This is a genomic window from Micromonospora sp. LOL_015 (genome assembly GCF_048060275.1).
GTDB lineage: Bacteria > Actinomycetota > Actinomycetes > Mycobacteriales > Micromonosporaceae > Micromonospora_E.
Window position 1 is genome coordinate 84,847 of sequence record NZ_JBHMIO010000007.1, and the last position, 24,753, is coordinate 109,599.

A 24,753-nucleotide genomic window follows, 5' to 3' on the forward strand; every position below is an offset into this window, starting at 1 on the left:
GGCCGGTGCCAGTGCCGGTGCCCGAGAAGCTCGGTTCTTCGGCCACCTCGGTCGTCGATCCGACATCTCAAAGAATGTCTATTGATTAACCGTATGAATGCGGATCATTACACGTTGTCCGCGGCTTGGTTGTCCGAATGGGTGATGGGTGGGCTGTCCGGGTCGCGCCGAGGGTCAGATGCATGCCCGGTTGTGAGCTTGGCTCACGCTGGTAGCGTCGGCGCTGCGTAGCTGGGGGAGGCGCGCGGTATCGCGTTGGGCTGGCTCCTGAAGGGACATTCGGTGAGGGCGGGCGTATTTAAATTTTTTGATCGTGGCAGCCGGCACTTCGTCGTCGTCGCGACCGCCGTCGTCATGATGGCGACCCTGATGATCGCGATGCCGGCGGCATCTGCGTCCACCGATCCATGCGCACCTCCGGTCAACGTGATCGCCTGTGAGAACAGCAAGTCGGGAACGCCGAGTTCGGTATGGGATATTTCCGGGGTCGGTGACCCAACGATCCAGGGCTTCGCAACCTCTATAAGCGTGAACGTCGGGGAACAAATCGGTTTCAAGGTGCGCACCGAGGCGTCCGCGTACACAATCAAGGTCTACCGGCTCGGCTGGTACGGCGGTGACGGCGCACGGGAGTGGGCCACGCTGACCCCGAGCCTGCCGTTGGTGGCCAACACCGACGCGGACTGCGTGCGCGCCACCGACACCCAAATTTTCGACTGCGGCACCTGGCAGGTCGGCGCTACCTGGGACGTGCCGGCCGACGCCGTATCCGGGGTCTACATTGCCCGACTCATCCGCTCGGACACCGGTGGTGACAGCCACATCCCGTTCATCGTGCGAGACGACACCAGCACCTCGCAGCTGGTGTTCCAGACCTCCGACACCACCTGGCAGGCGTACAACCGTTACGGCGGAGCGGACTTCTACTGGGGCGAAGGTCCGGCGTACCGCGCCTACAAGCTGAGCTACAACCGGCCGTTCGCCACCCGCGGCGCTCAGCAGGGGCGCGACTTCCTCTTCGCCAACGAGTATCCGATGATCCGCTTCCTGGAGCGCAACGGATACGACGTCAGCTATGTCAGTGGGCTCGACGCGGACGTCCGCGGTGAACTGCTGCTCAACCACGAGGTGTACGTCTCCGTCGGGCACGACGAGTACTGGTCCCCGCAGCAGCGGGCCAACGTCGAGGCGGCCCGCGACGCCGGAGTGCACCTGGCGTTCTTCACCGGCAACGAGGTCTACTGGAAGGTCCGCTGGGAGGACAGCGTCGACGGTGACGGTACGCCGTACCGTACCCTGGTCTGCTACAAGGAGACCTGGAACAACGCGCGGATCGACCCGTCGGAAGAGTGGACCGGCGTGTGGCGTGACCCACGCTTTCCGACCGGCGAGGTGCGCGAGCCGGAAAACGCGCTGGTCGGCAACCTCTACATGGCCAACAACACCGACCTGGCCATGCAGGTCCCCGCCGAGCAGGGCAGGCTGCGGTTCTGGCGGCACACCGGCGTGGCCGAGCTGGCTCCGGGCCAGACCGCCACCCTCGCGCCGCACACCGTCGGCTACGAGTCCAACGAGGACCTGGACAACGGCTTCCGGCCGGCCGGCACCTTCCGGCTCTCCACCACCACCGGCCATACCCCTGAGTACCTGGTCGGTTACGGTCCGGAGAGCAAGCCGGGGGAGACCACCCACCACATGACCATGTACCGGGCACCGAGCGGTGCGTTGGTCTTCGGGGCCGGCACCATCCAATGGGCGTGGGGGCTCGACGCCTACCACGACGGTGGCTCGGGTGCGCCCGCCGACGACGCGATCCAGCAGGCCACGATCAACCTCTTCGCCGACATGGGCGCGGCCCCGACCACCCCGATGAGCGGCATCGTGGTGACCAGCCAGTCCGTCGACGCGCTGGCACCCACCGCGACGATCACCGGACCGACCGACGGCAGCTCCGTGGCCCACGGCGCGCCGGTCACGGTCACCGGCACCGCCTCCGACGCCGGCGGCGGGCTGGTCGCCGGCGTCGAGGTCTCTACCGACGGCGGCGGCACCTGGCACCCGGTCACCACCGGTACGCATTCCTGGACCTACGAGTTCCTGCCCACCGACACCGCCGCACACGTGGTGCTGGCGCGGGCAGTCGACGACAGCGGCAACCTGGGCACACCGTCCGACCCGGTCGCCCTGTCGGTCTCCGGACCGTACTCGTTGTTCGGCGAGGCGGTGCCGGACACCCCGGCGTTCGTCGAGACCGACAATGGCAGGCCAGACGGCGAGCCGCTGAGCACTCAGCCGGCGGTCGAGGTCGGGGTGCGGTTCACTCCTCAGATCGACGGTCTGGTCACCGGCCTGCGCTTCTACAAGGGCGAGGGTAACGGTGGCGAGCACCGTGGCACGCTCTGGACCAACGGTGGTTCGGTGCTGGCCACGGCAGTCTTCACCGCCGAGACCGAGACTGGCTGGCAGCAGGTGAGCCTGCCGACCCCGGTCCCGGTCTCCGCCGGCACCAGCTACGTGGTCTCCTACTTCGCACCGGAAGGGCGGTACGCCAGCGACGGCGGCTACTTCCTGACCGATCACGTCTCGGGACCCCTGCTGGCACCCGCCACTGCAGGCCCGGTGGGCAACGGTGTCTACCGGGAGGACGGACCCGGCTTCCCGAACAACTCGTGGGGTTCGACGAACTACTACGCCGACGTGACCTTCGTGACCGCCGACGACGCACCGCCCACGGTGTCGTCGACGGTGCCGATCGCGGACGCGGCGAACGTGCCGGCGGATGTGACCCCGTCGATCGTGTTCAGCAAGCCGGTTGACGAGGCCAGCATCGAGTTCACTCTGGCCGGCCCGGCCGACGAGCCGGTGGCGGGTGCCGTCAATTACGACGCTGCGGCCCGCCGGGCCACCTTCACCCCGGTGGTGCCGCTGACCGAGCAGACCACCTATACCGCGACGGTTACCGCACGTGACGACGCCGACGTGCCGATGAACGCGCCGTACTCGTGGTCGTTCACCTCGAGCTTCTCCGATCAGGTGGTGACCCTGTTCGAGCCGGACGTGGTCCCGCAACATCCCTCGGTCGGGGAGAGCGACCCGGTGGAGGTGGGCGTCAAGTTCACCCCGTCGGTGGACGGTGAGGTGGTCGGGATGCGGTTCTACCGTGGGCCTGGGAACACCGGTAGTCAGGTCGGTCGGTTGTGGCCGGTCGGTGGTGGTGCGCCGCTGGCGGAGGTGACGTTCCCGGAGGGCGGCGGTACGGGCTGGCAGGCGGCGGCGTTCGCTGAGCCGGTGGCGGTGTCGGCGGGTACGACGTACGTGTTGTCGTACTATGCGCCGAACGGCAACTACGCCTACGACCCCGGATTCTTCGACTCCGGCTACAGCCGTGGCCCGCTGACCGCCACCGCGGAGAACAACGGTGTCTTCAACTACACCGCCGGTGGTGGCTTCCCGACCCAGACCTACGGTGCGGCGAACTACTGGGTCGACCCGTACTTCCTGCCGACCGGTGACGGTTCGTCCCCGTCGCCCTCCCCGTCGTCGTCCGGCCGGCCGGACGAGAGCGGACCGGCGGTGACCGCGACGGTGCCGACACCCGGTGCCACCGGGGTGGCTGCCGAGACGGTGGTCTCCGCCCACTTCGACATCGACATCGACGAGTCGTCGCTGGAGTTCGAGCTGGTCGACGCGGCGTCCGAGCCGGTTGCCGGCACGGTCGGCTACGACGGCGCGACCCGGCTCGCCACGTTCACCTCGGACACCGCACTGCGGTCGCTGCACACCTACACCGCATCGGTGCGGGCCAGCAGCGACGGGACGACGATGGCGCAGCCGTACACCTGGTCGTTCACCACGACCTACGGCGACGACGTGGTGACCCTGTTCGAGCCGGACGCGGTTCCGCAGCAGTCCTCGGTCGGGGAGAGCGACCCGGTGGAGGTGGGCGTCAAGTTCACCCCGTCGGTGGACGGTGAGGTGGTCGGGATGCGGTTCTACCGTGGGCCTGGGAACACCGGTAGTCAGGTCGGTCGGTTGTGGCCGGTCGGTGGTGGTGCGCCGCTGGCGGAGGTGACGTTCCCGGAGGGCGGCGGTACGGGCTGGCAGGCGGCGGCGTTCGCTGAGCCGGTGGCGGTGTCGGCGGGTACGACGTACGTGTTGTCGTACTATGCGCCGAACGGTAACTATGCGTTCAATGCCGGGTTCTTCGGCTCCGGCTACAGCCGTGGCCAGTTGAGCGCACCGGCGGGTGACAACGGGGTTTACCGGTACGGTTCCGGCGGCGGGTTCCCGACCGGGACGTACAACTCTGCCAACTACTGGGTCGACCCGCTGTACGTACCCGGTGCCGGTGACCCCGACCCCGACCCGACGCCGACGCCGACCACCAGCCCGTCACCGGCAGGACCGTCGCCGTCGCCGTCGACCGGGCCCAGTCCGACCGCGGAGCCGACCCCGACCGGGTCTCCGTCGCCGAGCCCCGAATCGACTCCGAGCCCCGAACCGACTCCGAGCCCCGATCCGTCGGTGCCGCCGGTCAGCATCTTCGGCCCGGAGGACGTGCCTGCGGCGGTGAACTGGGCTGACGAGGACGCAGTCGAGGTGGGGGTGCGGTTCCGCTCCGACGTCGCCGGTCAGGTCACCGGTGTCCGGTTCTACAAGGGCCCAGCCAACACCGGGACGCATCGCGGGTCGCTGTGGACGGCGGACGGTGTCCGGTTGGCGACGGCGGTGTTCACCGACGAGACGGAATCCGGTTGGCAGACAGTCACCTTTGATCAGCCGGTGCCCATTGTGGCGGACACCACCTATGTGGCCTCATACCACACATCGGTCGGCCAGTACGCCGTGACAGCCAACCAGTTCGCCGAAACCGAGCTGGACCGCTCGCCACTGCACGTGCTGGTCGGCGGGGGTGTGTACCACTACGACCCGTACGGCTGGGTGTTCCCCGGCCACTCGGTCAACCACAACTACTGGGTAGATGTCGTGTTCACGCCTAACACTTGAGGACAGTCGCGGCGAGGCCGTTGAATCATCGGCAGGGCGGCTCCGCCGAGACTGAAAGGGACAATAGGTGCGCATCCTCACATGCCTGCACACGATGGAGATCGGCGGGAGCCAGATCAACGCCATCGAGATCGCGGCGACCGTGGCCGGACTCGGGCACGAGGTGATCATCTACGGTCCGGACGGCGAGCTGCGAAGCATGGTCGACGAGTGGGGCCTGGAGTTCGTCCACGCGCCGCCGAAGGGCGAGGCGCCTTCACCGCGTAACGTCACCGCCATCGCCGACGTCGTCCGGCACCGTCGCATCGACCTGGTCCACGCCTACGAGTGGGCACCCACCTTGGAGGCCGCCTACGGCGCGTACCTGCGCCAAGGGGTGCCACTCGTGGTCACCGTGCTCTCCATGGAGGTGCCGGCCTGGGTGCCCCGGCATCTACCGCTGATTGTCGGGACCGAGCAGATCGCCGTACAGGAACGCCCACACCGGGCCGAGGTGCACGTCATCGAACCGCCGATCGACACTGACGCCAACGCTCCGGTCAGCGACCCCGGGCCGGCCCGACAAGCCCTCGGCGTCGCCGACGACGAGATCGTTGTGGTGTCGGTGTCCCGGTTGGCGGCGGCACTCAAACTCGAAGGACTGCTCGCCGCTACCCGGGCGATGGCCGGCATCGACCCGAAGCTGCGGATGCGGCTGCTGATCGTCGGCGACGGCGAGGCCCGCGCCGAGATCCAGCAGGCGGCCGACAAGGCCAACGCCGAGCGGGGCGCAGAGGTGGTCACCCTCACCGGCGCGATGCTCGACCCGCGTGACGCCTACGCCGCCGCCGACATCGTCATCGGCATGGGGTCGTCGGCGTTGCGCGCGATGGCCTTCGCCAAGCCGGTCGTCGTGCAGGGTGAGCAGGGGTTCTGGCTGCCGCTCACTCCGCAGACCCTGCCGGTCTTCCTCGACCAGGGATTCTACGGCCTCGGCGACGGCACCGACGGCACCGACCGGGTCGCCGCCGCGCTCACCGAACTCGCCACCGCCGAGCCCCGGCAGCGGGTCGAGCTCGGCGAGTTCGGCCGCCGTACCGTCGTCGAACGGTTCAGCCTGCAGGCCGCCGGCCGGCGGCAGGCGGACATCTACGCCCACGCGGCCGAGCAACGGCTGAATCTGCCGCGCCGGGCCGGGGCCATGGCCCATCCGACCGCCCACCTGGTCAACTTCAAGGCGAGTCTGGCCCGGCAGCGATTCGCTGCCGGTCGGAGCGCGGCCGGGAGCGGTAGTGACAGCTGAAGCAACGGCACCAGCTCCGCTCGGTGCCCGGGTCAAGCGCGCCCTCGCGTGGAGCACCCTGAACAGCATCGCCCTGCGGATCGGCAGCCTCGGCGTCGGCGTCCTGCTGGCCCGGCTGCTCGCTCCGGAGGAGTTCGGTGTCTTCGCGGTCGCGCTGACCGTGCAGACCATCGTGATGTCCCTGGCCGACCTCGGGATGAGCGCGGACATCATCCGGCACGGGGTGCAGGGCCGAGCCGGCACCGTCACCACCATCTCGTTGTTGACCAGCCTGGGCCTGGCCGGTGCGATGTCGCTGGCGGCCGGGCCGGTGTCGGCGGCGATGGACAGCCCGCAGGCCACCCGGGTGGTGCAGGTGATGTCGTTGACCCTGGTGCTCAGCGGCCTGTCGGTGGTGCCGTACGCGGTCATGCAGCGGGAGTTCCGGCAACGGGCCCAGCTCGGCCTCGACGGTGCCAGCCTGGTGGTGAGCACCACGGTCACGGTCGCCCTGGTGCTGCTCGGGTTCGGGGCGATGTCGCTGGCAATCTCCCGGGTGGTCGCCCAGTCGATGGTCACTGTACTGCAGTTCAAGCTGACTCGGTCCCGGCCGACGTTCGGGTTCGACTCGGCGGTGGCCCACAGCCTGATCCGGTTCGGCGTGCCGTTGGCCGGCGCCAACGTCCTGTCCTGGGTGGTGATGAACGTCGGTCACCTGACCGTCGGCGCCACTGCCGGAACGGTGATGCTCGGCCTCTACACTCTGGCGTTCAACATTTCCACCTGGCCGATGAGCGCCCTCGGGGTGGCGATCCGGGCGGTGGCGCTGCCGGCCTTCGCCACCGTGACCGATCCCCGGCGCAAGGCCGCCGGATTCGTCTCGGCCGCCGCGTTGACCTGGACCGTTGCGCTGCTCGTCGGCGTACTGCTGTCCGGGTTGGCCAGTGTCGTGGTGCCGTTGCTGTACGGTCAGCGCTGGTCGATGGCGGCCGACGCGTTGGCCGGTCTGGCCTTCTTCGGGGCGTTCCGGGTGCTGTTCGACCTGGTGGCGACCTACCTCATCGCAGTCGGCGCGAGCCGGGCGTTGTTCGTCGCCCAGGTGGTCTGGCTGGTCGCGCTCTTCCCCGCAGTGATCCTCGGCGTGCGCTGGTACGGCCTGGTCGGTGCCGGGTTCGGGCATGCGCTGGTCTGCGCGCTGATCATCCTGCCGATGTACGCGTTCGCGCTGCGTCGGCACGGCGTCCGACTGCGGGCGTTGGCCGGCGCGCTGGTGCTGCCGCTGGCCGTGGCGGTGCCCGCGGTGGCGCTCGGCCTGCTGATGGTGCGTACCGTGTCGGGCACGCTGTGGCAGTTGCTGGCCGGCGGTGCCGTTATGGCCGTGGCGTTCGCCGGGCCGTTGCTGCCCTGGCTGCGGCGCCGGCTGCGGGACCTCAAGGCGGCCGGCCAGGTCGCCGATCAGGTGGCTGACCAACCGGGCGGCGGCGAGCCAGCCGACTGTGGATCGAGTGACGACGGCCCGGCCACCGGTTCGCCCCCGCCGGTGCCGCCTGCCCCGACGACGCCGCTCGCCACGGCGGTCCGACCCTGAAAGAGGTGTACGTGTCTCTGCCAGCCCGCCGCGCGCTGCTGCCCCGCACCCGGGTGCCGGCACCGGTCCCGGCCGGTGATCCGGCCCGGACGCCACGGGTGTCGGTGATCATCCCGAGCTACAACTACGGGCGGTTCCTGCCGTCGAGCATCGGCAGCGCGCTCGCCCAGCAGGGCGTCGAGGTCGAGGTGGTCGTCGTGGACGACTGCTCCACCGACGACACCCGGCAGGTGCTGACCACCCTCCGGGCCGACGAACCTCGGCTGGTCGTGGTGCACAACGAGACCAACCACGGACCCTGCGTGGCGTTCAACGACGGGTTGGCGGTGGCGACAGGGGAGTTCGTCGTCCGGCTCGACGCGGACGACCTGCTGACCCCGGGGGCGCTGACCCGCGCGACGCGGCTGTTCGACGAGTTCCCCGAGGTCGGTCTGGTGTACGGCCATCCGGTGCACTTCCACGGGGCGGTGCCGACCGAGTTCCGGTCCGAGGTCACCGGTTGGACGATCTGGTCCGGCGAGGACTGGATCGCACAGCGGTGCCGGTTGGGTGTCAACTGCATCACCACTCCCGAGGCGGTGGTCCGGGCCAGCGTCTACGCCGAGGTCGGCCCGTGGGACAGCCGGATGCGCTACGCCTGCGACATGGAGGCCTGGATGCGGGTGGCGGCGGTTTCCGACGTCGGTCACGTCGACGGTGCCGACCAGGCCTGGCACCGGGAACACTCGGCCAGCGTCAGTGTCACCGCCGCGTCCGGCCGGCGGACCGACCTGATCGAGCGGCGGACCGCCTTCGACGTGCTGTTCGACGGTCCCGGTGGTGGCTTGCCCCGGGCCCGGGAGCTGCACGACCTGGCCCGTCAAGCGTTGGCCACCGAGGCTCTCGAATCGGCATGCCACGCCTACGACCGGCGGCTGACCGACCGCGAGCCGGTCGAGTGGTACGTGGAGTTCGCCCGGGAGACGTATTCTGCCGCAGAGCAGTTGCCGCACTGGGCTGGGCTGCAGCGGCGCCGGGCGGTCGGCGCGCGGTTCGCCCCGCTGGTGCCGGGCTTCGCCGCCAGCGTGGTGCAGCGTCGACTGCGCAACGACGCCCGTTACCGCACCTGGATCCGGCACGGCATCTGACGACCGAGCGGGTCGGTGCGGCCCCGGTGCCGGGCGGGGGACCGGCGGGGCGGGCCGTGTGGACCGGTCAGCCGGGGGTCAGCAGCGGGCGGTAGAAGGCGGTCAGGTCTTCGCGTAGGCCGGCGACGGTGTAACGGTCTCGCACCGCCGCCGAAGCGGCACCCGCCTGCCTGGCCAGCTCCTCCGGCTGGGTGACCCAGGTGGCGCAGGCCTGCTCGACGGCTCGGGCGAAGGCCAGCAGGTCACCATCGGGCACCGGCGCACAGTGGGCCGGGTCGAAGAACTCGCGGCCGGCCAGGCCGGGGTAGCCGACCACGTACGCGCCGCAGGACATCGCCTCGGCCGGCGGCATGCCGAAGCCCTCCCGGTCGCTGAAGCTCAGGAATATGGCGCAGTCGCGCATGATCTCCGCGGTCTGTTGCTCGGTGCGTCCGGCTATCCGGGTGACCTCCCAGCCGTCCAGCACCCGGCGGGACCGCAGGATGTGCAGCAACTGGTCGCGTTCGTCGGCCCGCCGGTGCCCGACGTACGCGATGTGCCGTCGCCGGGGCCAGCTGCCGAAAGCGAACACGTCGGGGTCGATCACGTTGCGGGTCAGCCGGACCGGGATGTTCGGGAAGGCGTGGCTGAGCAGCTCGACGTTGTCGTGCGAGACGGCCAGCAGCGCGGTCATCCCGGGCAGGTCGGCGTAGGGCGCACCGGGGCGGGTATCCGGGTACGGGATATGGTCAAAGGTGTCATACGCCCGTTGGTTGAACACCACGAGGCGTGGCCCGCGCGGGATCGTGGTCAGACCGGGTCCGTACCACTCGGGGACGACGAGGATGTCGGTCGGGCCGAGGGTGGCGTTCGTGGCCGCGACGACGGGCGTCTGGTTGGTGAACCAGGTGCAGCGGAACGCCGGGTCCTTGTGCATGACGTACGCCCGGATGCCCATGTCGTTGAGCAGGTCGACATGGCGATAGATGACCCGTACCCCGCCGCTGGGCTGTGGGTTGTCCGGCGCGAGGTAGTAGACGGTCGGTGTGCCGGTCCGTACGTCGGTGGTCTGGAAGGTCGGGACCTGCCGCCGGTTGATCTCTGCCGCCGTAAGGCGGGACCGGACCAGGTCCTTGGCCTGGTCCGCGAGACGGTTGATCACGTGAGAACTCCGTGCAACGGGGGTCGGGGTACCGGCGTGATCGTACCCGGCCGCTACCACCGCTTCGACTACTGTCGGTTGCCAGACAGGTGGCCGCCGAACATGGAATGTAGTGGACAAAGCGGGCAGTCGTCGACGCCAGCTGTTGTTAGCATCGGATGTTCCGCTCAGGGTGGTTGTCCGACTACTGCCGGTCGGTGCCGCCTTCGGTGCTGGCAGGAACCGTTCGAAAGGTCGTCCATGGTCGTCGCTACCGGACCCCGCCGGCCGCGCCGGCGCTGGATCCTGATCGCCAGCATCGTCGTCGGCGCGCTCGTCGTCGCCGGCACAGCGTGGGCGATCGGTGGCACCGTCCGCGGTCCGGTCGCCGCCGGGATCGCCCCCGGTACGGTCGCCACCGCGGGTGGCGCCGGTGCGACGCTGCGCCCGGTCGACGGCGGCCCGGACTTCTACGACCGCTTCTCCCCATCACTGCCCACCGGTCCCGAGTTCTTCCCGATCGGCGTCTGGCTGGAAAGCGTCACCGACCCCGCCGACACCGCCAAGGACGTCGAGATCGGCCTCAATACCTACGTCGAGCTGACCGGCACCACCAACCTCGACCTGGTCCGAGCTGCCGGGATGCACACGATCACCAGCCCGATCGGCGAACACGGTGACGAGACCGGCGGCTGGCTGATCTCCGATGAGGCCGACATGTGGGCCGGGCCCGGCGACGACCCCTGGACCGGCAACTTCCCGGGGCAGGGCGACATCTGCCAACCGGCCGACGGCGAGTGCGGCTACACCGTGCAGCGTGACATCCTCGACCGGCTGCCGGACGACCAGCGGCTGCGGATGGTCAACTACGGCAAGGGCGTGGCGTTCTGGCAGAGCGACGCCGATGCCGCCCGCTTCGTCAACGAGTTCGCCGACGTCGTGTCGGTCGACACCTACTGGTTCACCGACCGTGGCATCTGCGGGCACAGCGAAGGCGGCCGGTTCTTCGACCCCGACCAGCTCACCACCGTCGACGGAGCCGATCGGCTGCCCGCCGAGCTGTGCCACCGGGCTGCGAACTACGGCCGTACCGTCGGCCGGGTCCGGTCCCTGGTCTCGCCGCCCGGCAGCCGACCGGTCTGGAGCTTCGTCGAGGTCGGGCGTCCGTTCAACGAGGAGCACTACCCGACGATCGCCCCGGAGCAGGTCGTCGCGGCGGTCTGGAGCAGCATCATCCACGGCGCCCGGGGCATCGTCTACTTCAACCACAGCTTCAGCGGCCCCTGCCAGAGCCAGCATGCCCTGCGGGAACCCTGCTACGCGCCGGTGCGGTCGGCCGTGGCTGGGGTCAACGACCGGATCACCCGGCTCGCGCCGGTGCTCAACGCCCCGTACGCCGACGGGGTGGCCAGCGTCTCCACCGGAGTCGACCTGGCCACCAAGTGGTACGACGGACACTTCTACCTGCTCGCCAGCTCGGCCGGCGGCAGCGTCGCCGAGGCGACGTTCCAACTGCCGTGCGTCGGTGACGCCCGGATCACCGTGCTCGACGAGGACCGCACCCTGCTCGCCGACGACGGCCAGTTCACCGACTCGTTCATCGACGGCAACGCCGTGCACCTCTACCGGGTCGACGGCGGCTCCAGCTGCGGCGCGTACTGACCGGTCGCTCAGCCGGTGAGCGCGGTGATCGCCGCGCGGCGCAGCTCCAGTGGCGTCCGCGACTTCGCCGAGATCATCACGGCCACGTCGTCCGGGCCGATCCCGGCGACGAAACGGGCCACCGACGACTCGTCGAGCGGCACCTCTTCCCAGTACGCGTGGCACCGGCTGTCGGTGGTGGCGAACCCGGTCGCGGCCTGACCACCGAGCACCTCGTCGACGTAGACGCCGTACAGCGTCCACTCGGAGAAGTGCAGCTGTGCCCCGACGACATCGGCCCACCGTCGCCCGGTGACCGACTCGATCCGCTGCAGCAACCCCCGGACGATCACCGGATCCCAGGCCAGCAGGGATGAGACGTAATCCGGGTACGGGGGCGGCTGCGCCGGCAACCCCAGCAACGCGCGGGCCACCTCGTGCCACCGGACATGTCGGGGCAGCCGCTGGTCGACCTCGTCCGGTTGGCGGTAGAACCGCACGACGTCGTCGCGGCGGAAGGTCGCTGCGGAGAACGGCCGGACGAACTCGATGTCCGAGTCGACCAGCACCACGACGTCCGCCGGGATCCGGGCCGCCGCCGACAACTTGATCACCTGCTGCAGGATCCAGCCGCGTAGCGGCGGGAACGGCCGGCGCAGGTTCACTGAGTATTTCGTCCCCGGCAGCGACCGGACCGACGACGGCAGGAACTCGGCCTCGTCGTGCAGCACCGTGCGGTCGCCCCGCAGCGCCCCGAAGCGGGGCAGGTCCGCCCGGGGCACGATGATGTGATGCCGCACCGAGGCGGGGGAGTGGGCCAGCACCGAGCGGTGCAACGCGGCGCACAACTCGAAATCCGGGCCGAAGCTCGGGGTGACCACGGCAAGCTCCGTCAAGATGATCTCCTTCGTCGGGTCACCGGACCACCGCCGGTGACCAGGCATCGTGCACCAGTACCTGCGGTGCGCCCGAACCGTCCGCCGGGACCTGCCACACGTCACTGGTCGCGGCACCGCCGTCCGCGTCGCGGGGCAGCCCGTAGACGACGTTCCCGTCGTCGAGCCACTCGACCTGGTCGTCGACGCTGCGGGTCTCGGCCAGCATGGTCTCGGCGCCGGTAGTCAGGTCGTATACGGCCAACCGCCACTGGCCCGGCGGCAGGTCGCCGCGCTTCTTGAACACCACCCGGGTCCGGTCCGGCGACAACGACGGGCATTCGGCGTCCTCCCGCAGCGCGTCGACCCGGCGCTCGCCGATGCTTCCCTCGACCAGCCAGGTCCGGCCGCCCGACGCGGCGGTGGCGTAGAACCGGTCGTCGTCGGCGAAGGTGACCCCCCACAGGTTCTTGTCGGCCGCGGTGACCGGCTCGCCGTCGACGTAGAGCGGGAACTGTTCGATGTCGCCGACCACCTCGCCGTCGGTGCGGCTGATCACCGTACGGGTGGAGAACTCGCCCGGGTTGGCGTAAGAGTCGCCGGCCACGAAGGATGTGGTCGCGGCCAGCGTACCGTCGCGGGACAGCCGGGCCCGGGACGGGATCCCGGTCAACGGCAGGTCCAGCCTCGGCTCGAACCCCGCGTCCAGCAGCCGCGCCCGGTACACGGTGAGCAGCCCACGCTCGGCGGACAGGCAGAGAGTCTGCGAGTCGGTGGCGTACACCCGCTCGCAGCTCGCCCCGGTCAGCGCCCGCGGCCCGTCCGGATCGGACAGCGGCGTCATCGCGACCTCGCCGTAGCCGGTGCCAAGTGCGGTGGAGCGGAACACCAGGTGCGCCTCGGCGCGTACCGCCGCCAGGTCGGCCCGCACCGGCACCGGGCTGGCGTCGGCCTGCACCCGGGCCTGCGACTGCCGCACCTGCCACACGTACCCGCCGGCGCCGAACGTCACCAGCAGCACGATCGCGACGAGGACCGCCAGCCGGACCCGCAGCCCCATCAGGACCCCTCACCCGCCGGTACGACGGCGTCGCCGGCCGCCGGAGCGCGGTCCACGCCACGCAGCAGCCACCAGGCCACCGGGATGCCTCCGGCCAGGACCGCCGCGAAGACCAGCACCGCACCGGCCGGACCGGTCACCGACCACAGCAGACCGAAAGCGATCGACGAGACGAACCGGGTCAGCACCACCACCGTCTGCGCGGCGGCGATCCCACTACCCCGGGCCGGGGCCGGCACCAACCGGGCGACCAGCGCCGGCAGCACCCCGTCGGTGGCAGCGTAGAAGACGCCGAGCAGCAGCAGCACCGCGACGGTCAACCCGACGCCGCCGGCCGGCGCGGCGGCCAGCAGGTAACAGACGAGCAGCGCGCCGTGCCCGGCGACCATCACCTTCGCCCGGCCGACCCGATCGGCCAGTCGGCCCATCGGCACCGCCAACAGCAGGTACGCCACGTTGGTGCCGACGAACAGCAGCGGGAAGTACAACGCGGCGAAGTCGTCGCGGTCCTGCAACGTCAGGTAGAGGAACCCGTCGCCGATGGTCGACAGACCGAGCAGACCGGCGGCGAGCAGCGGCCGGCGCAGCCGGGCCCCGGTCACCTCGGCCACCATCCGCCGTACGCCGAAGCGCACCGCGCCCACCGTGGTCGACAGGTTCGGCACGAACAGCACCAGCACCGCCACGCCGACCACCGCGACCGCGAACGACACCAGGAACACCGAGTCGTAGCTGCCCGGGACTGCGGCGAGCAGGGCGAACGCCACCAGCGGCCCGAGCGCGGCGCCGACGGTGTCCAACGCCCGGTGCACGCCGAACGCCCGCCCCAGCAGCGCCGGGTCCGACGAGGCGGCGATCAGCGCGTCCCGGGGCGCGGTGCGCAGCCCCTTGCCGAGCCGGTCCGTGGTGATCACTGTGGTGATCGCGGCAAACCCCTGCGCCGGCAACATGGCGATCCGGCTCAGCGCCGACGCCCCGTAGCCGACCACCGCCACCCACTTCGGACGCCCACCACGGTCCCCGGCGTACCCACCGGCGATCCGGACCAGCGCGCTGACCCCCTGGTAGACGCCGTCCACGAAGCCGTACGCCACCGGGCTGAGCCCGACCACGGCGGTCAGGTACAGCGGCAGCACCGAGGCGACCATCTCCGAGGAGACATCGGTCAGCAGGCTGACCGTGCCGAGCAGCAGCACGGTGCCGGACACCCGCCGGCCGACGGCCCGGCCCGGGGTGCCCGAGTCCGCGCCAGGCCGGTCGCGCAGGGTGACGTACACGGTGGATTGTCCGGTCAGCCCGCCAGCGCGGCGGCCAGCACCTCGACGACCCGGTCCTGCTGCCCGGTGGTCAGCTGCGGGTAGATCGGCAGCGACAGCAGCTCCGGCGCGGTCGACTCGGCGTGCGGGAACGACCCGACCGGGTAGCCGAGGTCGGCGAAGGCCGGGGTCAGGTGCACCGGCACCGGGTAGTGGATGCCGGCACCGATCCCGGCCGCGTTCAACGCGGCCAGCACGGCGTCGCGGCGATCGGCCCCGCCGGGCACCTGGACACAGTAGATGTGCCAGACGTGCAGGTTGCCGTCCAACGTCACCGGCCGGACCACGTCGAGGCCGGCCAGCAGCTCGTGGTAGCGGGCCGCGACGGCGCGCCGCCGGTCGTTCCAGTCGGCCAGCCGGGCCAGCTTGGCCCGCAGCACCACCGCCTGCAGCCCGTCGAGGCGGCTGTTGAAGCCCACCACCTCGTGCACGTACTTGCGGACGCTGCCGTGCGCCGACATCCGCCGGACGTCAGCGGCGAGCTGGGCGTCGGCGGTGACCACCGCGCCGGCGTCGCCGTACGCGCCAAGGTTCTTACCCGGGTAGAAGCTGGTAGCGGCGATCCCGTCGGCACCGGCGCCCCGGCCGTGCCGGGTCGCCCCCTGGCACTGCGCGGCGTCCTCGACGATCGCGATTTCCTGCCCCGTGGTGGACAAGCTGGCGAGCCCGGCGCGTAGCCGGTCCACCTCGGCGAGCTGACCGTACAGGTGCACCGGGGCGATCGCCCGGGTGGCCGGGGTGACCGCGGCCAGCGCCGCGTCCACGTCGATCAGGTACGTCGCCGGGTCGCAGTCGACCAGCACCACTCGGGCGCCGGCCCGGGCGACCGCCTCGGCGGTGGCGATGAACGTGTTCGCCGGCAGGATCACCTCGCTGCCCGGACCGACCCCGACCGCCCGCAGGGCCAGCTCCAGGGCGTCGGTGCCGTTGGCCACCCCGACACAGTGCGGCACGCCGCTGAACGCGGCGTACTCGGCCTCGAAGGCGGCCACCTCGGCGCCGCCGATGAACGCGGTGCCGGCGAGGACCCGCTTGAAACCGGCATCGACCTCCTCGGCCACCTCGGTGTGGGCGGCGGCAAGGTCGACGAGGGGGATGCTGCTCACGCGTGACTCCTCAACTGCGACTCGTTCGTTCGATCGGCGGGGTGGCCGGCCGGCGCGCCGGCCGGGCCGTCAACCGGCGCGTAGGCGCGGCGCAGGAAGCGGGCCGGCGCGCCGACCCACACCTCACCGGCGGGTACGTCGCGCAGCACCACCGAGCCCATGCCCAGCTGCGACCAGGCACCGACGGCGATCCCGTCGCGCAGCAGCGCGCCAGCACCGACGTAGACGCCGTCGCCGAGCCGCACCCCGCCACCGAGGCGCACCCCGGAGGCGATCGTGGCGTACGGCCCGATCACGTTGTCATGGGTCAGCACCACCTGTGGCATCACCGCGACGTGCGCACCGACGGACACCTCGGCGGTCAGATCCACCCCGGCCAGCAGCACGCTGCCCGGTCCGACGGTGCAGCCGACGCCGATCCGGGCGGCGGGGTGCACGATCGTCGCGTACCGCTGCGGCGGCAGGCCGAACCGCTCGACCAGCCGCCGCCGGGACCGGTAGTCGCGCGGGTTGCCGACGCAGACCAGCACGGCCGCGTCGGCCAGCTCGGCGACCAGGTCGGTGCCGCCGATCACCGGTACGCCGACCCGCCCGGTGCCGTGCAACGCCGGGTCGTCGTCGAGGTACCCGAGCAGCCGCCAGGTCGGTGCCGCCGCGTTGACCGCCGCGACAGCGGCGGCGGTCTCCCGGGCGAAACCGCCCGCCCCGACGATCAGCAAATCCCTCATCGGCCGGCCAGTTTGCGTAGCACCGCGACGATGTGGTCCTGGTCGGCCTCGGTGAGCGCGTGGTGCAGCGGCAGGATCAGCGAATCCCGGGTCAGCCGCTCGGTCACCGGCAGCGGGGCCGGGGCGACGTGGGCGTACGCCGGCTCCAGATGGGCGGCCATGATGCCGCGCCGGGCCGACACCCCGGCGTCGGACAGCCCGGTGAGCACGTCGTCGCGGCCGACGCCGAACTCCGGGTCGACCCGCACCCAGAACGACTGGAAGTTGGTCTCGCCGTACGCCGGATCGACCACCGGCACCAGCCCGTCGACCCCGGCGAGCAGTTCGTGGTAGCGGGCGGCGAGCGCCCGCCGGCCGGCGACCAGGCCGGCGAGCCGGCCGACCTGGACCAGGCCGACCGCCGCCTGGATGTCGGTCATCCGGTAGTTGAAGGCCGGCTCCAGGTACGCCTCCAGCACCGGCTGGGCACTGGCGTGCCGGTCGGCGGCGGAGACGTTCATGCCGTGCTCGCGCAGTCGGCGCAGCCGGACCGCGCCGTCGGTGTCGGCCAGGGTCAGCATGCCGCCCTCACCGGTGGTGATCACCTTGCGCGGGTGGAACGACCAGGCAGAGATCGCCGCCCCGGCACCCACCGGCTGCCCGTACGCCCGGGAACCGGCCGCGCAGGCGGCATCCTCGATCAGTGGTACGCCCCAGCCGGCAGCCGCCGTGCGCAGCGCGGCCGTGTCGAACGGCACCCCGCCCTGGTGGACCGCGATCACCGCCCGGGTACGCGGGGTGCGTACCGCCTCGATCGTTTCGACGGTCAGGTTGCCGGTGGCCAGGTCGACGTCGGCGAAGACCGGCTCGGCACCGGCGTGCCGGACCGCGTTCGCGGTGGCGATGAACGACAGCGACGGCACGACGACCTCGTCGCCGGGGCCGACGCCGTGCAGCACCAGCGCCAGGTGCAGCGCGGTGGTGCAGGAGCTGACCGCCACCCCGTGGCCGGCGCCGACGACGGCGGCGAACTCGCGCTCGAACCGCGCCACCCGGGGGCCCTGGGCCACCCAGCCGGAGCGGATCGCCGCGGCGGCGGCCTGCTCCTCCTCCTCGCCGAGCATCGGCAGCATCACCTGGATGCGGCGCGGACTGGCTTCGCTCATGCCGGTTGGCTCCAGTTCCTGGTCTGCATCCGCTCCAGCGCACCGGGCTGCTCGCTCAGCAACCGCTGGAAGTACTCGAGGGTGTGGCCGATGCCTTCGGCCAACGACACCCGGGGGGCGAAGTCGACCGTCTTGCGCAGTCTGGAGGTGTCCACCCAGAGCCGGGGGACATCGGCCGGGCGTGGCGGCTCGAACACCGGTTGCAGGTCGGTGCGGCCGACCGCCTCCAGCACCGTGCGGGCCAGCAGGCCGATGGTCAGCTCCTCGCCGTACCCGAGGTTGACCACCTCGCCGACCAGCTCGGTGGACTCGGCGACTCGGGCCAGCGTCTCGACGCAGTCCTTCACGTACAGGAAGTCGCGGGTGACGCTGCCGTCGCCGAAGACCACCGGCGGCTGCCCGGCCAGCGCCCGCAGGATGAACCGGGGGATCACCTCGCCGGAGTCACCTTCGAAGTGCGACCGCGGCCCGTAGTTGTTGAACGGCCGGACGCAGACCACCGGCAGCCCCCAGCATTCCAGGTACGAGCGGGCGTAGTGCTCACCGGCCAGCTTGCTGCTGCCGTAGACGGTCAGCGGCCAGGGGGTGGTCTGCTCGGTGATCGGGAACTCCAGGGCCCGGCCGTAGATCTCCGAGGTCGACACGTACAGCAGCCGGGACACCTGCGCGGCCCGCGCTGCCTCCAGCACGTTGAGTGTGCCGAGCGCGTTGACCTGGTGGTTCTCCACCGGGCTGTGCAGCGAGTGGCGTACCCCGAGGCAGGCCAGGTGGAACACCACGTCGACCCCGGCCGTCGCGTCCTGGCAGGTCTGTGGGTCGCAGATGTCGCCCTCGATCACCCGGACCGACTCGGCACCGGGGAATGTCAGATTCTCCCGGGTGCCGTTGCGGAAGTTGTCCAGCACGACGACCTGCGCGCCGAGCGAGACGAGATGCTCGGTCAGGTGCGAGCCGATGAAGCCGGCGCCGCCAGTGACCAGGACGGTGGAGTTGGCCAGGTCGACGGCGGGAGCGGCACCGGGAGTGGACCCGGCAGTGCCTGCGACGGTCATGCGGTGGGCTCCTCGTCCAGCGGGATCATCGTGCCGCCGGCGGCGAGGCTGCGGGTGGCGGCTTCCAGGACGGCCAGCACCCGCAGGCCGGAACGGCCGTCGGTCAACGCCGGGGTGCCGGTACGGATGGCGCGGGCGTATTCGTCGACCATGGTGCGCAGCGCCTCCCGCTCGGTCAGCGCCGGGGCGACCATGTCGCCGGAGCGGTACGACACCAGCATGTCCCGGCGGGCCTCGGTGCCGAGTTCGTCGGAGGTGGCGACGTCGACGCCGCGGTCGAACAGGGCGAGTCGCTGGCCCGGGTTGAGGTCGTCCCAGACCAGGGTTCGCTTCGACCCGCCGATGATCGTTGTACGGATCTTGACCGGGGACAGCCAGTTGACGTGCACGTGGGCGATCGCGCCGCTGCTCAGCCGCAGGGTGAGGTACGCCACGCAGGCCCGGCCGGCGCCGATGCCGTCGGCGCCGTGCGCCGCGACCGCCACCGGCCGTACCCCCGGCGGCAGCACGAAGTCGAGAATGGACAGGTCGTGTGGGGCGAGGTCCCAGACGACGTCGATGTCGCGCTGCACCAAACCCAGGTTGATCCGTACCGAGTCGAGGTAGTGCAGCTCACCCAGCTCGCCGGAGTGCAGCATCTCCCGGATCCGCAGCACCGCCGGGGTGTAGCAGTAGGTGTGGTCGCACATCAGGGTCAGGCCGCGCTGCTCGGCCTCGGCGACCAACCGCGTCCCGTCGGCGTGGTTGGCGGCGAGCGGCTTCTCGACCAGCACGTGCTTGCCGGCGCGTAGCGCGGCGAGGGCGACCTCGAGGTGGGTGCCGGCCGGCGTGGCGATCGCCACGGCACCCACCGAGTCGTCGGCGAGCACCCGGGCCAGATCGTCGGTCGCACCGACCGTCGAGTAGTCGCCGAGCACCGTGCGGGCCCGACCGAGATCGAGGTCACAGAGCCAGCGCAGCCGGAACGCCGGGCTGGACATGAAGTTGCGGACCAGGTTGGGGCCCCAGTAGCCGGCGCCGATGACGGCTACGCCGATGGGCTCGTCCGGCATGGCAGGCGGATGAGTCACGGATGTCCATTTCGTCGGGGGGCATGCTGACCCGGGCGGAGCCGGGCCGACCCGGGCCACCGCCGGATGGGCGCGGCCCACCGGTGGGCCCAGCGGAGAGGGTCCGTTCGGGAAGCTACCGAGCGTTGCCACGCCGACGCCAGCACTGTGACGTAAACCCGGCACAACCGCGCGGTCAGGAGGTACCTTCGTTGGCCGGGGTCCACCTGTCGGCCAGTGCCGGCCCGGATGGTCGGTTCCTTCCGGCCGGAGAGTCGGCCGCTTCGCAGCACAGGATCGGTTTCCCGACATCGGCGGCGCCGGTGACCCCCTACCGTGTGCGCCGCACCTCCGGCAGCTCTGACACACTGCCGGTGACCAGGGAGGATCACCGCTCATGAGTGCAACCGCAGCGCGCCCGGGCGCCACCGCCGCCAGCTCCGCCGAGGTCACCGTCGCCGGCTCCGCCGACGTGGCCGACACGGCGAGTATCGGTGCCGGCACCCGCGTCTGGCACCTGGCCCAGATCCGCGAGGACGCGTCGGTCGGCCGCAACTGCATCATCGGCCGGGGGGCGTACGTCGGTCCGGGGGTCCGGCTCGGCGACAACGTGAAACTGCAGAACCACGCCCTCGTCTACGAGCCGGCGCAACTCGACGACGGAGTGTTCATCGGGCCGGCGGCGGTGCTCACCAACGACGAGTACCCCCGGGCGGTCACCCCGGACGGGCGGCTGAAGACCGGCGACGACTGGACCGCGGTCGGTGTCACCATCGGCACCGGCGCGGCGATCGGTGCCCGGGCGGTCTGCGTCGCCCCGGTGCGGATCGGCCGCTGGGCGACGGTCGCCGCCGGTGCCGTGGTCACCCGGGACGTCCCGGACTTCGCCCTGGTCGTCGGGGTGCCGGCGCGTCGGGTCGGCTGGGTCGGCCGGGCCGGCGTACCGCTGGTCGAGGACGGCGACGGCCGGTACGTCTGCCCCCGCACCGGGCAGCGCCACGTCGAGCGCGACGGGCAGCTCACCGAGGAGTGAACCCGGCCAGCCCACGTCCGCACGGCAGGATCATCGGCGGTCCGAGGGCCGGGGTCAGGCGTGGGTACGGTGCTTGCGCTCGGGCGCGCCCGCGGCGACCTTCTCAGCGGTCTGATCGACCGACACCGCCTCGGTCGGGACCGCGTCCACCGGCAGGGTCTCCTCCGACGCCTCCTCCGGGGCCTGCGCAGTCGTCGTTGTCGGCTCGGCCTGCTGCGCGGCCGTCTCGGGCCGCGGCTCCGCCGGCTCAGGTTCCCGCGCTGTTTCCTGCGCTAGTTCCTGCGCCGCCGGTTCTGGTTCCCGCAGCCCGGCGAGCCGTTGCTGTTCGGTGGCCAGCTCGGCCTGGACCGCACTGAGCGTACGCCGAGCCTCGTCGGACTCCTGCCGGGTGAGCACCATCTGGTGCCGCAGGTCAGCGAGGGCCTGCTGCGCCTCGGCGACCTCCTGCAGTACCTCGGTGAGCTGCTGACCGGCGGAGACGACCTCACGCTGGGCGGACGCCACCTGCTGCTGACTGCTGGCCAGCTGACGCTGGGCAATCGCCGCGTGCTCCTCGGAGAGACGTCGGACACTCGCGGCGTGCTCGTCGGCGCTGCCCCGGGCGCTCAGCGCGTACTCCTCGGCCTGCTGGCGGATGGTCACCGCCTGTTCCTCGGCCCGGGAGCGGATGTGGGTGGCGTACTCCTCGGCCTCACCGCGCTGGTTCGCGATGATCTCCTGGGTGGTGTCGCGCCACTGCTCCACCTCCTGCTCGGCGGCGGCCCGCAACTCGCCGATCTCCTGCTCCATCGTCGCGCGGCGCCGGTCGACCTCCTGCTGTACGCGGTCGCGCAGCTCGGCGACCTCTGCTTCGGCGGTACTGCGCAGCATGGTCACCTCCTGCTCGACCTGGTCACGTCGGGCGGCGAGCTCCTGGTCCAGCTCGGCGCGGGTCTGCGCGACGAACGCGTCGGTCTCGGCGTGGGTCCGGGTGACGTACTCGGTGGCCTGCTCGACGGCCTGAGCGGCCTCCCGGTGGGCCGACTCGGCGGCGGCCTCGCCTTCGGTACGGATCCGTTCGGCGTCCTGCCGGGCGGCGGCGACCGCCGCCTCGGCGGCCTCGCGCAGGTTCGCCGCCTCCTCCTGGGCGGTGGTGACCAACCGGCTGGCGTCCATCCGGGCCTGGGTGACCAGCCGTTCGGCCTCGGCCTGGGCGTCGGTCAGGGTCCGGTCGGCGGTCTCCTGGGCGGTGCTGACCGCGTTGCTGGCCTGCTCCTGGGCGGTGGTGACGGTCTGCCTGGCTTCCCGCTGCGCGGCCTTGATGGTGTCGTCGGCCTCGCGCCGCGCCGCGTGCAGTGCGTCGTCGGCCTGCTGCTGGGCGGTGGCGATGAGCTGGTCGGCCTCCTCCCGGGCGGCGACCAGCGCCGCCTCGGCCGCTGCCCGCAGGTTGTCCGACTCCTCGCGGGCGCTGGTCACGGTCGCCTCGGCCTCGGCGCGGCGGGCGGCGTTGGCGCGGTCCTCCTCGGCGCGGCGGGCGGCGAGCGCCAGCTCGAAGTCGCGCATCGCGGTGTCGGCCTGCTGCCGGGCGTCGGCGAGTACCTGCTCGGCCTCGGCGCGGCGGGCGTCGATCTCCTCGGCGGCGTTGAACCGAATCTCTTCGGCCTGGTCCTCGGCGAGTCCGAGAATCTGCTCGACCCGGGGGCCGAGGTGCCGGAACGACACCTGGTCCAGGAAGCTGGTCTCCCGCCGGGCCTCGGTCAGATCCGTCTGGAGCTGCTCGATCTGCGCGGCCAGGGTGTGCATCTGTACGTAGATCTGTTCCCGCTCCGCGCCGAGCGTGGCCAGCTCGTTCTCGGTGCGGGCGATGTAGCGGTCGACCTGACGTCTGTCGTACCCCCGCAGCGCCAGCTCGAAGTTGGGCCCCGACCCGGAGTCCCCGTCAAGGTTGAAGAGTTCTTCGCCTTGCGCCATGGCTCCATCCTCACACGCAACGCCCTGTTGCGGGGCGATACCCATGCTCCTGACAGGACGCGCGTCACTTCGGTTGATTTGCCAGGTGTGAACCATTCGCTCAGCGGGTATGCAGGAACACCGGCGGTGACCAGGCGCGTCGCCCCGGGCGGCAGGCTGGCAGGGACACATACAGCAGGGGACCGGGCACCGAACGCGAAGGGCCACGCCGGTGGTGCGGCGCGGCCCTTCGTCGGTGTGGTTCAGGTGGTCAGTGCACCGCAACGGTGCGGCACCGGATGGTCAGCTCGCCGACTTGGCGTTGACCGGCTCGGCGCTGTCGTCGGCCTTGCCGCTGTCCGCGCCGCCCTGCGGCACGCCGGGAACGATCCCGGCCAGGCCGGAGAGCATCTGGCCCAGCTGCGACGTGACCGCGTCCTTCTGCCGGTTCAGGTCCTCGACCTCGCGGCGAGCGGCCTGGGTGGTCAGCTCGGCCTCGGTCCGGGCCTCGGTGAGCAGCCGGTTGGCTTCGCTGCGCGCCTCGTTGAGGGTCTTGTCCGCCAGCGACTTCGCCTTGTCCACGGTCTCCTGGGCGGACCGCTCCGATTCGATTCGGCGTGCCTCGGCGCGCTGCTCGATCTCCTTCGCCCGGTCTTCGGCGGCCCGGGCGCGCCCTTCGGCCTCGGCGACCATCCGCTGGGTCTGCGCGACCTGGGCAGCGTGCCGTTCCGACTCTTCCCGCTCGGCCTTCTCCCGGCGCTCGGCCAGCTGCAGCTCCAGCGCCTGCAGATCCTTGTCCCGCTTGTCGCGAGCGTCGGTGAGCAACTTGGTGGCCTCGGCCCGCTTCTCCTCGGCCTCCCGGGCCGCCTTGGCCCGCAGCTGGGTGATCTCCCGCTCCGCGGTGGCCCGCAGGGTGGCGACCTCACGCTCCACGGTCGACTTCAGCTCGGCGACCTCGTGTGCGGTGACCGCGCGCAGCTGCTTGGTTTCCCGGTCCGCGTCGGCCCGCAGCGTGTCCGCCTCGCGCCGGGCCTGCACCCGGACCTCGGCCGCTTCCCGCTCGGCTGCGGTCCGGACGCTGCCCGCCTCCCGCTCGGCCCCGGCCTTCATCGCGGCGGCCTCGGCCCGCGCCTTGTCGGTGATCTCCCGGGCCTCCAGCCGGGCTGCGGAGAGGATGCCCTCGGACTCCCGCTTGGCCTCACCGCGGTGGTCGTTGGCCTGCTCCTCGGCCAGCCGGAGAATCTGCTCCACCCGGGTCCCCAGGCCGGAGAGGGTGGGCCGGTTGTTCTCCTCGAGCTGCTTGTTGGTGTCGGTGAGCTTCTGTTCGACCGCGTTGAGCCGCTGCTCGGCCTGGCGGAGCCGGCGCTGCGCGTCGTTCATCCGCTGCTCGGCCTCAGCTCGAGCCTGCTCCGACTGGGTGAGGGCGGCTACCAGCCGCTGCAGGTGGTCATCCACCTGGTTGCGGTCGTAGCCACGAAGCACGACGGTGAAGTCGTGCGGAGCGCTGGCGTTATCGAAGAACGCAAGGGAGGACTGCTGCTGGGGCATTGAGACATAGTGGCAGACGTACCTAGGTGTTTCGCAAGAGCGAACTGCCCGTCACCACGATAGCCGACATGGTCATCTTTTCTCAGCCGACCGGCGATCGGTCTACGAATTGTAGGCGCGCGCGTACGCAACGAAGTCTTTTTGGTCGTCGGGCCATCGCCGTCCACC

At 71.2% G+C, this 24,753-nt stretch carries 17 protein-coding genes; 6 read left to right on the plus strand and 11 right to left on the minus strand.

The genetic code is table 11. The features are described from left to right. Nucleotides 1-282 precede the first annotated feature (282 nt). The 4 genes from ACFHWU_RS09505 (at nucleotide 283) to ACFHWU_RS09520 (ending at nucleotide 8,983) form a co-directional block, all read left to right on the plus strand. Entirely contained in the window at nucleotides 283-5,007 is a 4,725-nt protein-coding gene (locus ACFHWU_RS09505; protein WP_416590319.1) for a DUF4082 domain-containing protein, read from the plus strand. Between the two features lie 67 nt (nucleotides 5,008-5,074). After that, nucleotides 5,075-6,289 carry a glycosyltransferase gene (locus tag ACFHWU_RS09510; RefSeq protein ID WP_416590320.1) on the plus strand — a complete coding sequence of 405 codons (1,215 nt, stop codon included), beginning with the start codon at nucleotides 5,075-5,077 and terminating at the stop codon, nucleotides 6,287-6,289. Continuing rightward, a complete protein-coding gene (locus ACFHWU_RS09515; protein ID WP_416556156.1) occupies nucleotides 6,279-7,856 on the plus strand; it encodes a lipopolysaccharide biosynthesis protein in 1,578 nt (525 codons plus the stop codon). Before ACFHWU_RS09510 ends, ACFHWU_RS09515 begins: the two co-directional genes overlap by 11 nt. Before the next feature lie 11 nt (nucleotides 7,857-7,867). Continuing rightward, nucleotides 7,868-8,983, plus strand: coding sequence for a glycosyltransferase family 2 protein (locus ACFHWU_RS09520; protein WP_416556157.1), 1,116 nt, complete (start codon nucleotides 7,868-7,870; stop codon nucleotides 8,981-8,983). Nucleotides 8,984-9,050: 67 nt separating this feature from the next. Here ACFHWU_RS09520 and ACFHWU_RS09525 read toward each other — a convergent pair whose 3' ends face one another. Beyond that, nucleotides 9,051-10,124: a glycosyltransferase gene (locus tag ACFHWU_RS09525; protein ID WP_416590321.1), complete on the minus strand. Its 1,074-nt coding sequence runs from the start codon at nucleotides 10,122-10,124 to the stop codon at nucleotides 9,051-9,053. 240 nt (nucleotides 10,125-10,364) lie between these two features. On the opposite strand from ACFHWU_RS09525, the gene ACFHWU_RS09530 reads away from it, so the two are divergent. Beyond that, entirely contained in the window at nucleotides 10,365-11,765 is a 1,401-nt protein-coding gene (locus ACFHWU_RS09530; protein ID WP_416556159.1) for a hypothetical protein, read from the plus strand. Nucleotides 11,766-11,773: 8 nt separating this feature from the next. Here ACFHWU_RS09530 and ACFHWU_RS09535 read toward each other — a convergent pair whose 3' ends face one another. Genes ACFHWU_RS09535 through ACFHWU_RS09570 form a run of 8 tightly spaced genes read right to left on the minus strand, consistent with a single transcriptional unit; the run spans nucleotide 11,774 to nucleotide 20,078 of the window. Further along, nucleotides 11,774-12,640 (minus strand): DUF6492 family protein, encoded by an 867-nt coding sequence (locus tag ACFHWU_RS09535; RefSeq protein WP_278171131.1) that lies wholly within the window; start codon nucleotides 12,638-12,640, stop codon nucleotides 11,774-11,776. 19 nt (nucleotides 12,641-12,659) lie between these two features. Beyond that, nucleotides 12,660-13,679, minus strand: a complete 1,020-nt coding sequence (locus ACFHWU_RS09540; protein ID WP_416556161.1) for a hypothetical protein — start codon at nucleotides 13,677-13,679, stop codon at nucleotides 12,660-12,662. After that, on the minus strand, nucleotides 13,679-14,956 hold the full coding sequence (locus ACFHWU_RS09545) for an MFS transporter (RefSeq protein WP_416567783.1): 1,278 nt from the start codon (nucleotides 14,954-14,956) through the stop codon (nucleotides 13,679-13,681). Before ACFHWU_RS09545 ends, ACFHWU_RS09540 begins: the two co-directional genes overlap by 1 nt. A gap of 14 nt (nucleotides 14,957-14,970) precedes the next feature. Continuing rightward, nucleotides 14,971-16,101, minus strand: coding sequence for a DegT/DnrJ/EryC1/StrS family aminotransferase (locus tag ACFHWU_RS09550; RefSeq protein WP_416556163.1), 1,131 nt, complete (start codon nucleotides 16,099-16,101; stop codon nucleotides 14,971-14,973). After that, nucleotides 16,098-16,829, minus strand: coding sequence for an acetyltransferase (locus tag ACFHWU_RS09555; protein ID WP_416590322.1), 732 nt, complete (start codon nucleotides 16,827-16,829; stop codon nucleotides 16,098-16,100). Before ACFHWU_RS09555 ends, ACFHWU_RS09550 begins: the two co-directional genes overlap by 4 nt. Then, nucleotides 16,826-17,974 (minus strand): DegT/DnrJ/EryC1/StrS family aminotransferase, encoded by a 1,149-nt coding sequence (locus tag ACFHWU_RS09560; protein ID WP_416556165.1) that lies wholly within the window; start codon nucleotides 17,972-17,974, stop codon nucleotides 16,826-16,828. Before ACFHWU_RS09560 ends, ACFHWU_RS09555 begins: the two co-directional genes overlap by 4 nt. Then, nucleotides 17,971-19,026: an NAD-dependent epimerase/dehydratase family protein gene (locus tag ACFHWU_RS09565; RefSeq protein ID WP_416556166.1), complete on the minus strand. Its 1,056-nt coding sequence runs from the start codon at nucleotides 19,024-19,026 to the stop codon at nucleotides 17,971-17,973. Before ACFHWU_RS09565 ends, ACFHWU_RS09560 begins: the two co-directional genes overlap by 4 nt. After that, nucleotides 19,023-20,078 (minus strand): Gfo/Idh/MocA family protein, encoded by a 1,056-nt coding sequence (locus tag ACFHWU_RS09570; protein ID WP_416556167.1) that lies wholly within the window; start codon nucleotides 20,076-20,078, stop codon nucleotides 19,023-19,025. Before ACFHWU_RS09570 ends, ACFHWU_RS09565 begins: the two co-directional genes overlap by 4 nt. Before the next feature lie 394 nt (nucleotides 20,079-20,472). Here ACFHWU_RS09570 and ACFHWU_RS09575 point away from each other — a divergent pair, with 394 nt between their 5' ends. Further along, entirely contained in the window at nucleotides 20,473-21,108 is a 636-nt protein-coding gene (locus ACFHWU_RS09575; protein ID WP_416556168.1) for an acyltransferase, read from the plus strand. Nucleotides 21,109-21,162: 54 nt separating this feature from the next. Here the strand turns inward: ACFHWU_RS09575 and ACFHWU_RS09580 are convergent, their stop codons facing one another. Continuing rightward, nucleotides 21,163-23,058, minus strand: a complete 1,896-nt coding sequence (locus ACFHWU_RS09580) for a hypothetical protein (protein WP_416556169.1) — start codon at nucleotides 23,056-23,058, stop codon at nucleotides 21,163-21,165. Between the two features lie 282 nt (nucleotides 23,059-23,340). Then, complete coding sequence (locus ACFHWU_RS09585) at nucleotides 23,341-24,585, minus strand: DivIVA domain-containing protein (RefSeq protein ID WP_416556170.1); 1,245 nt, start codon at nucleotides 24,583-24,585, stop codon at nucleotides 23,341-23,343. Between the last annotated feature and the right edge of the window lie 168 nt (nucleotides 24,586-24,753).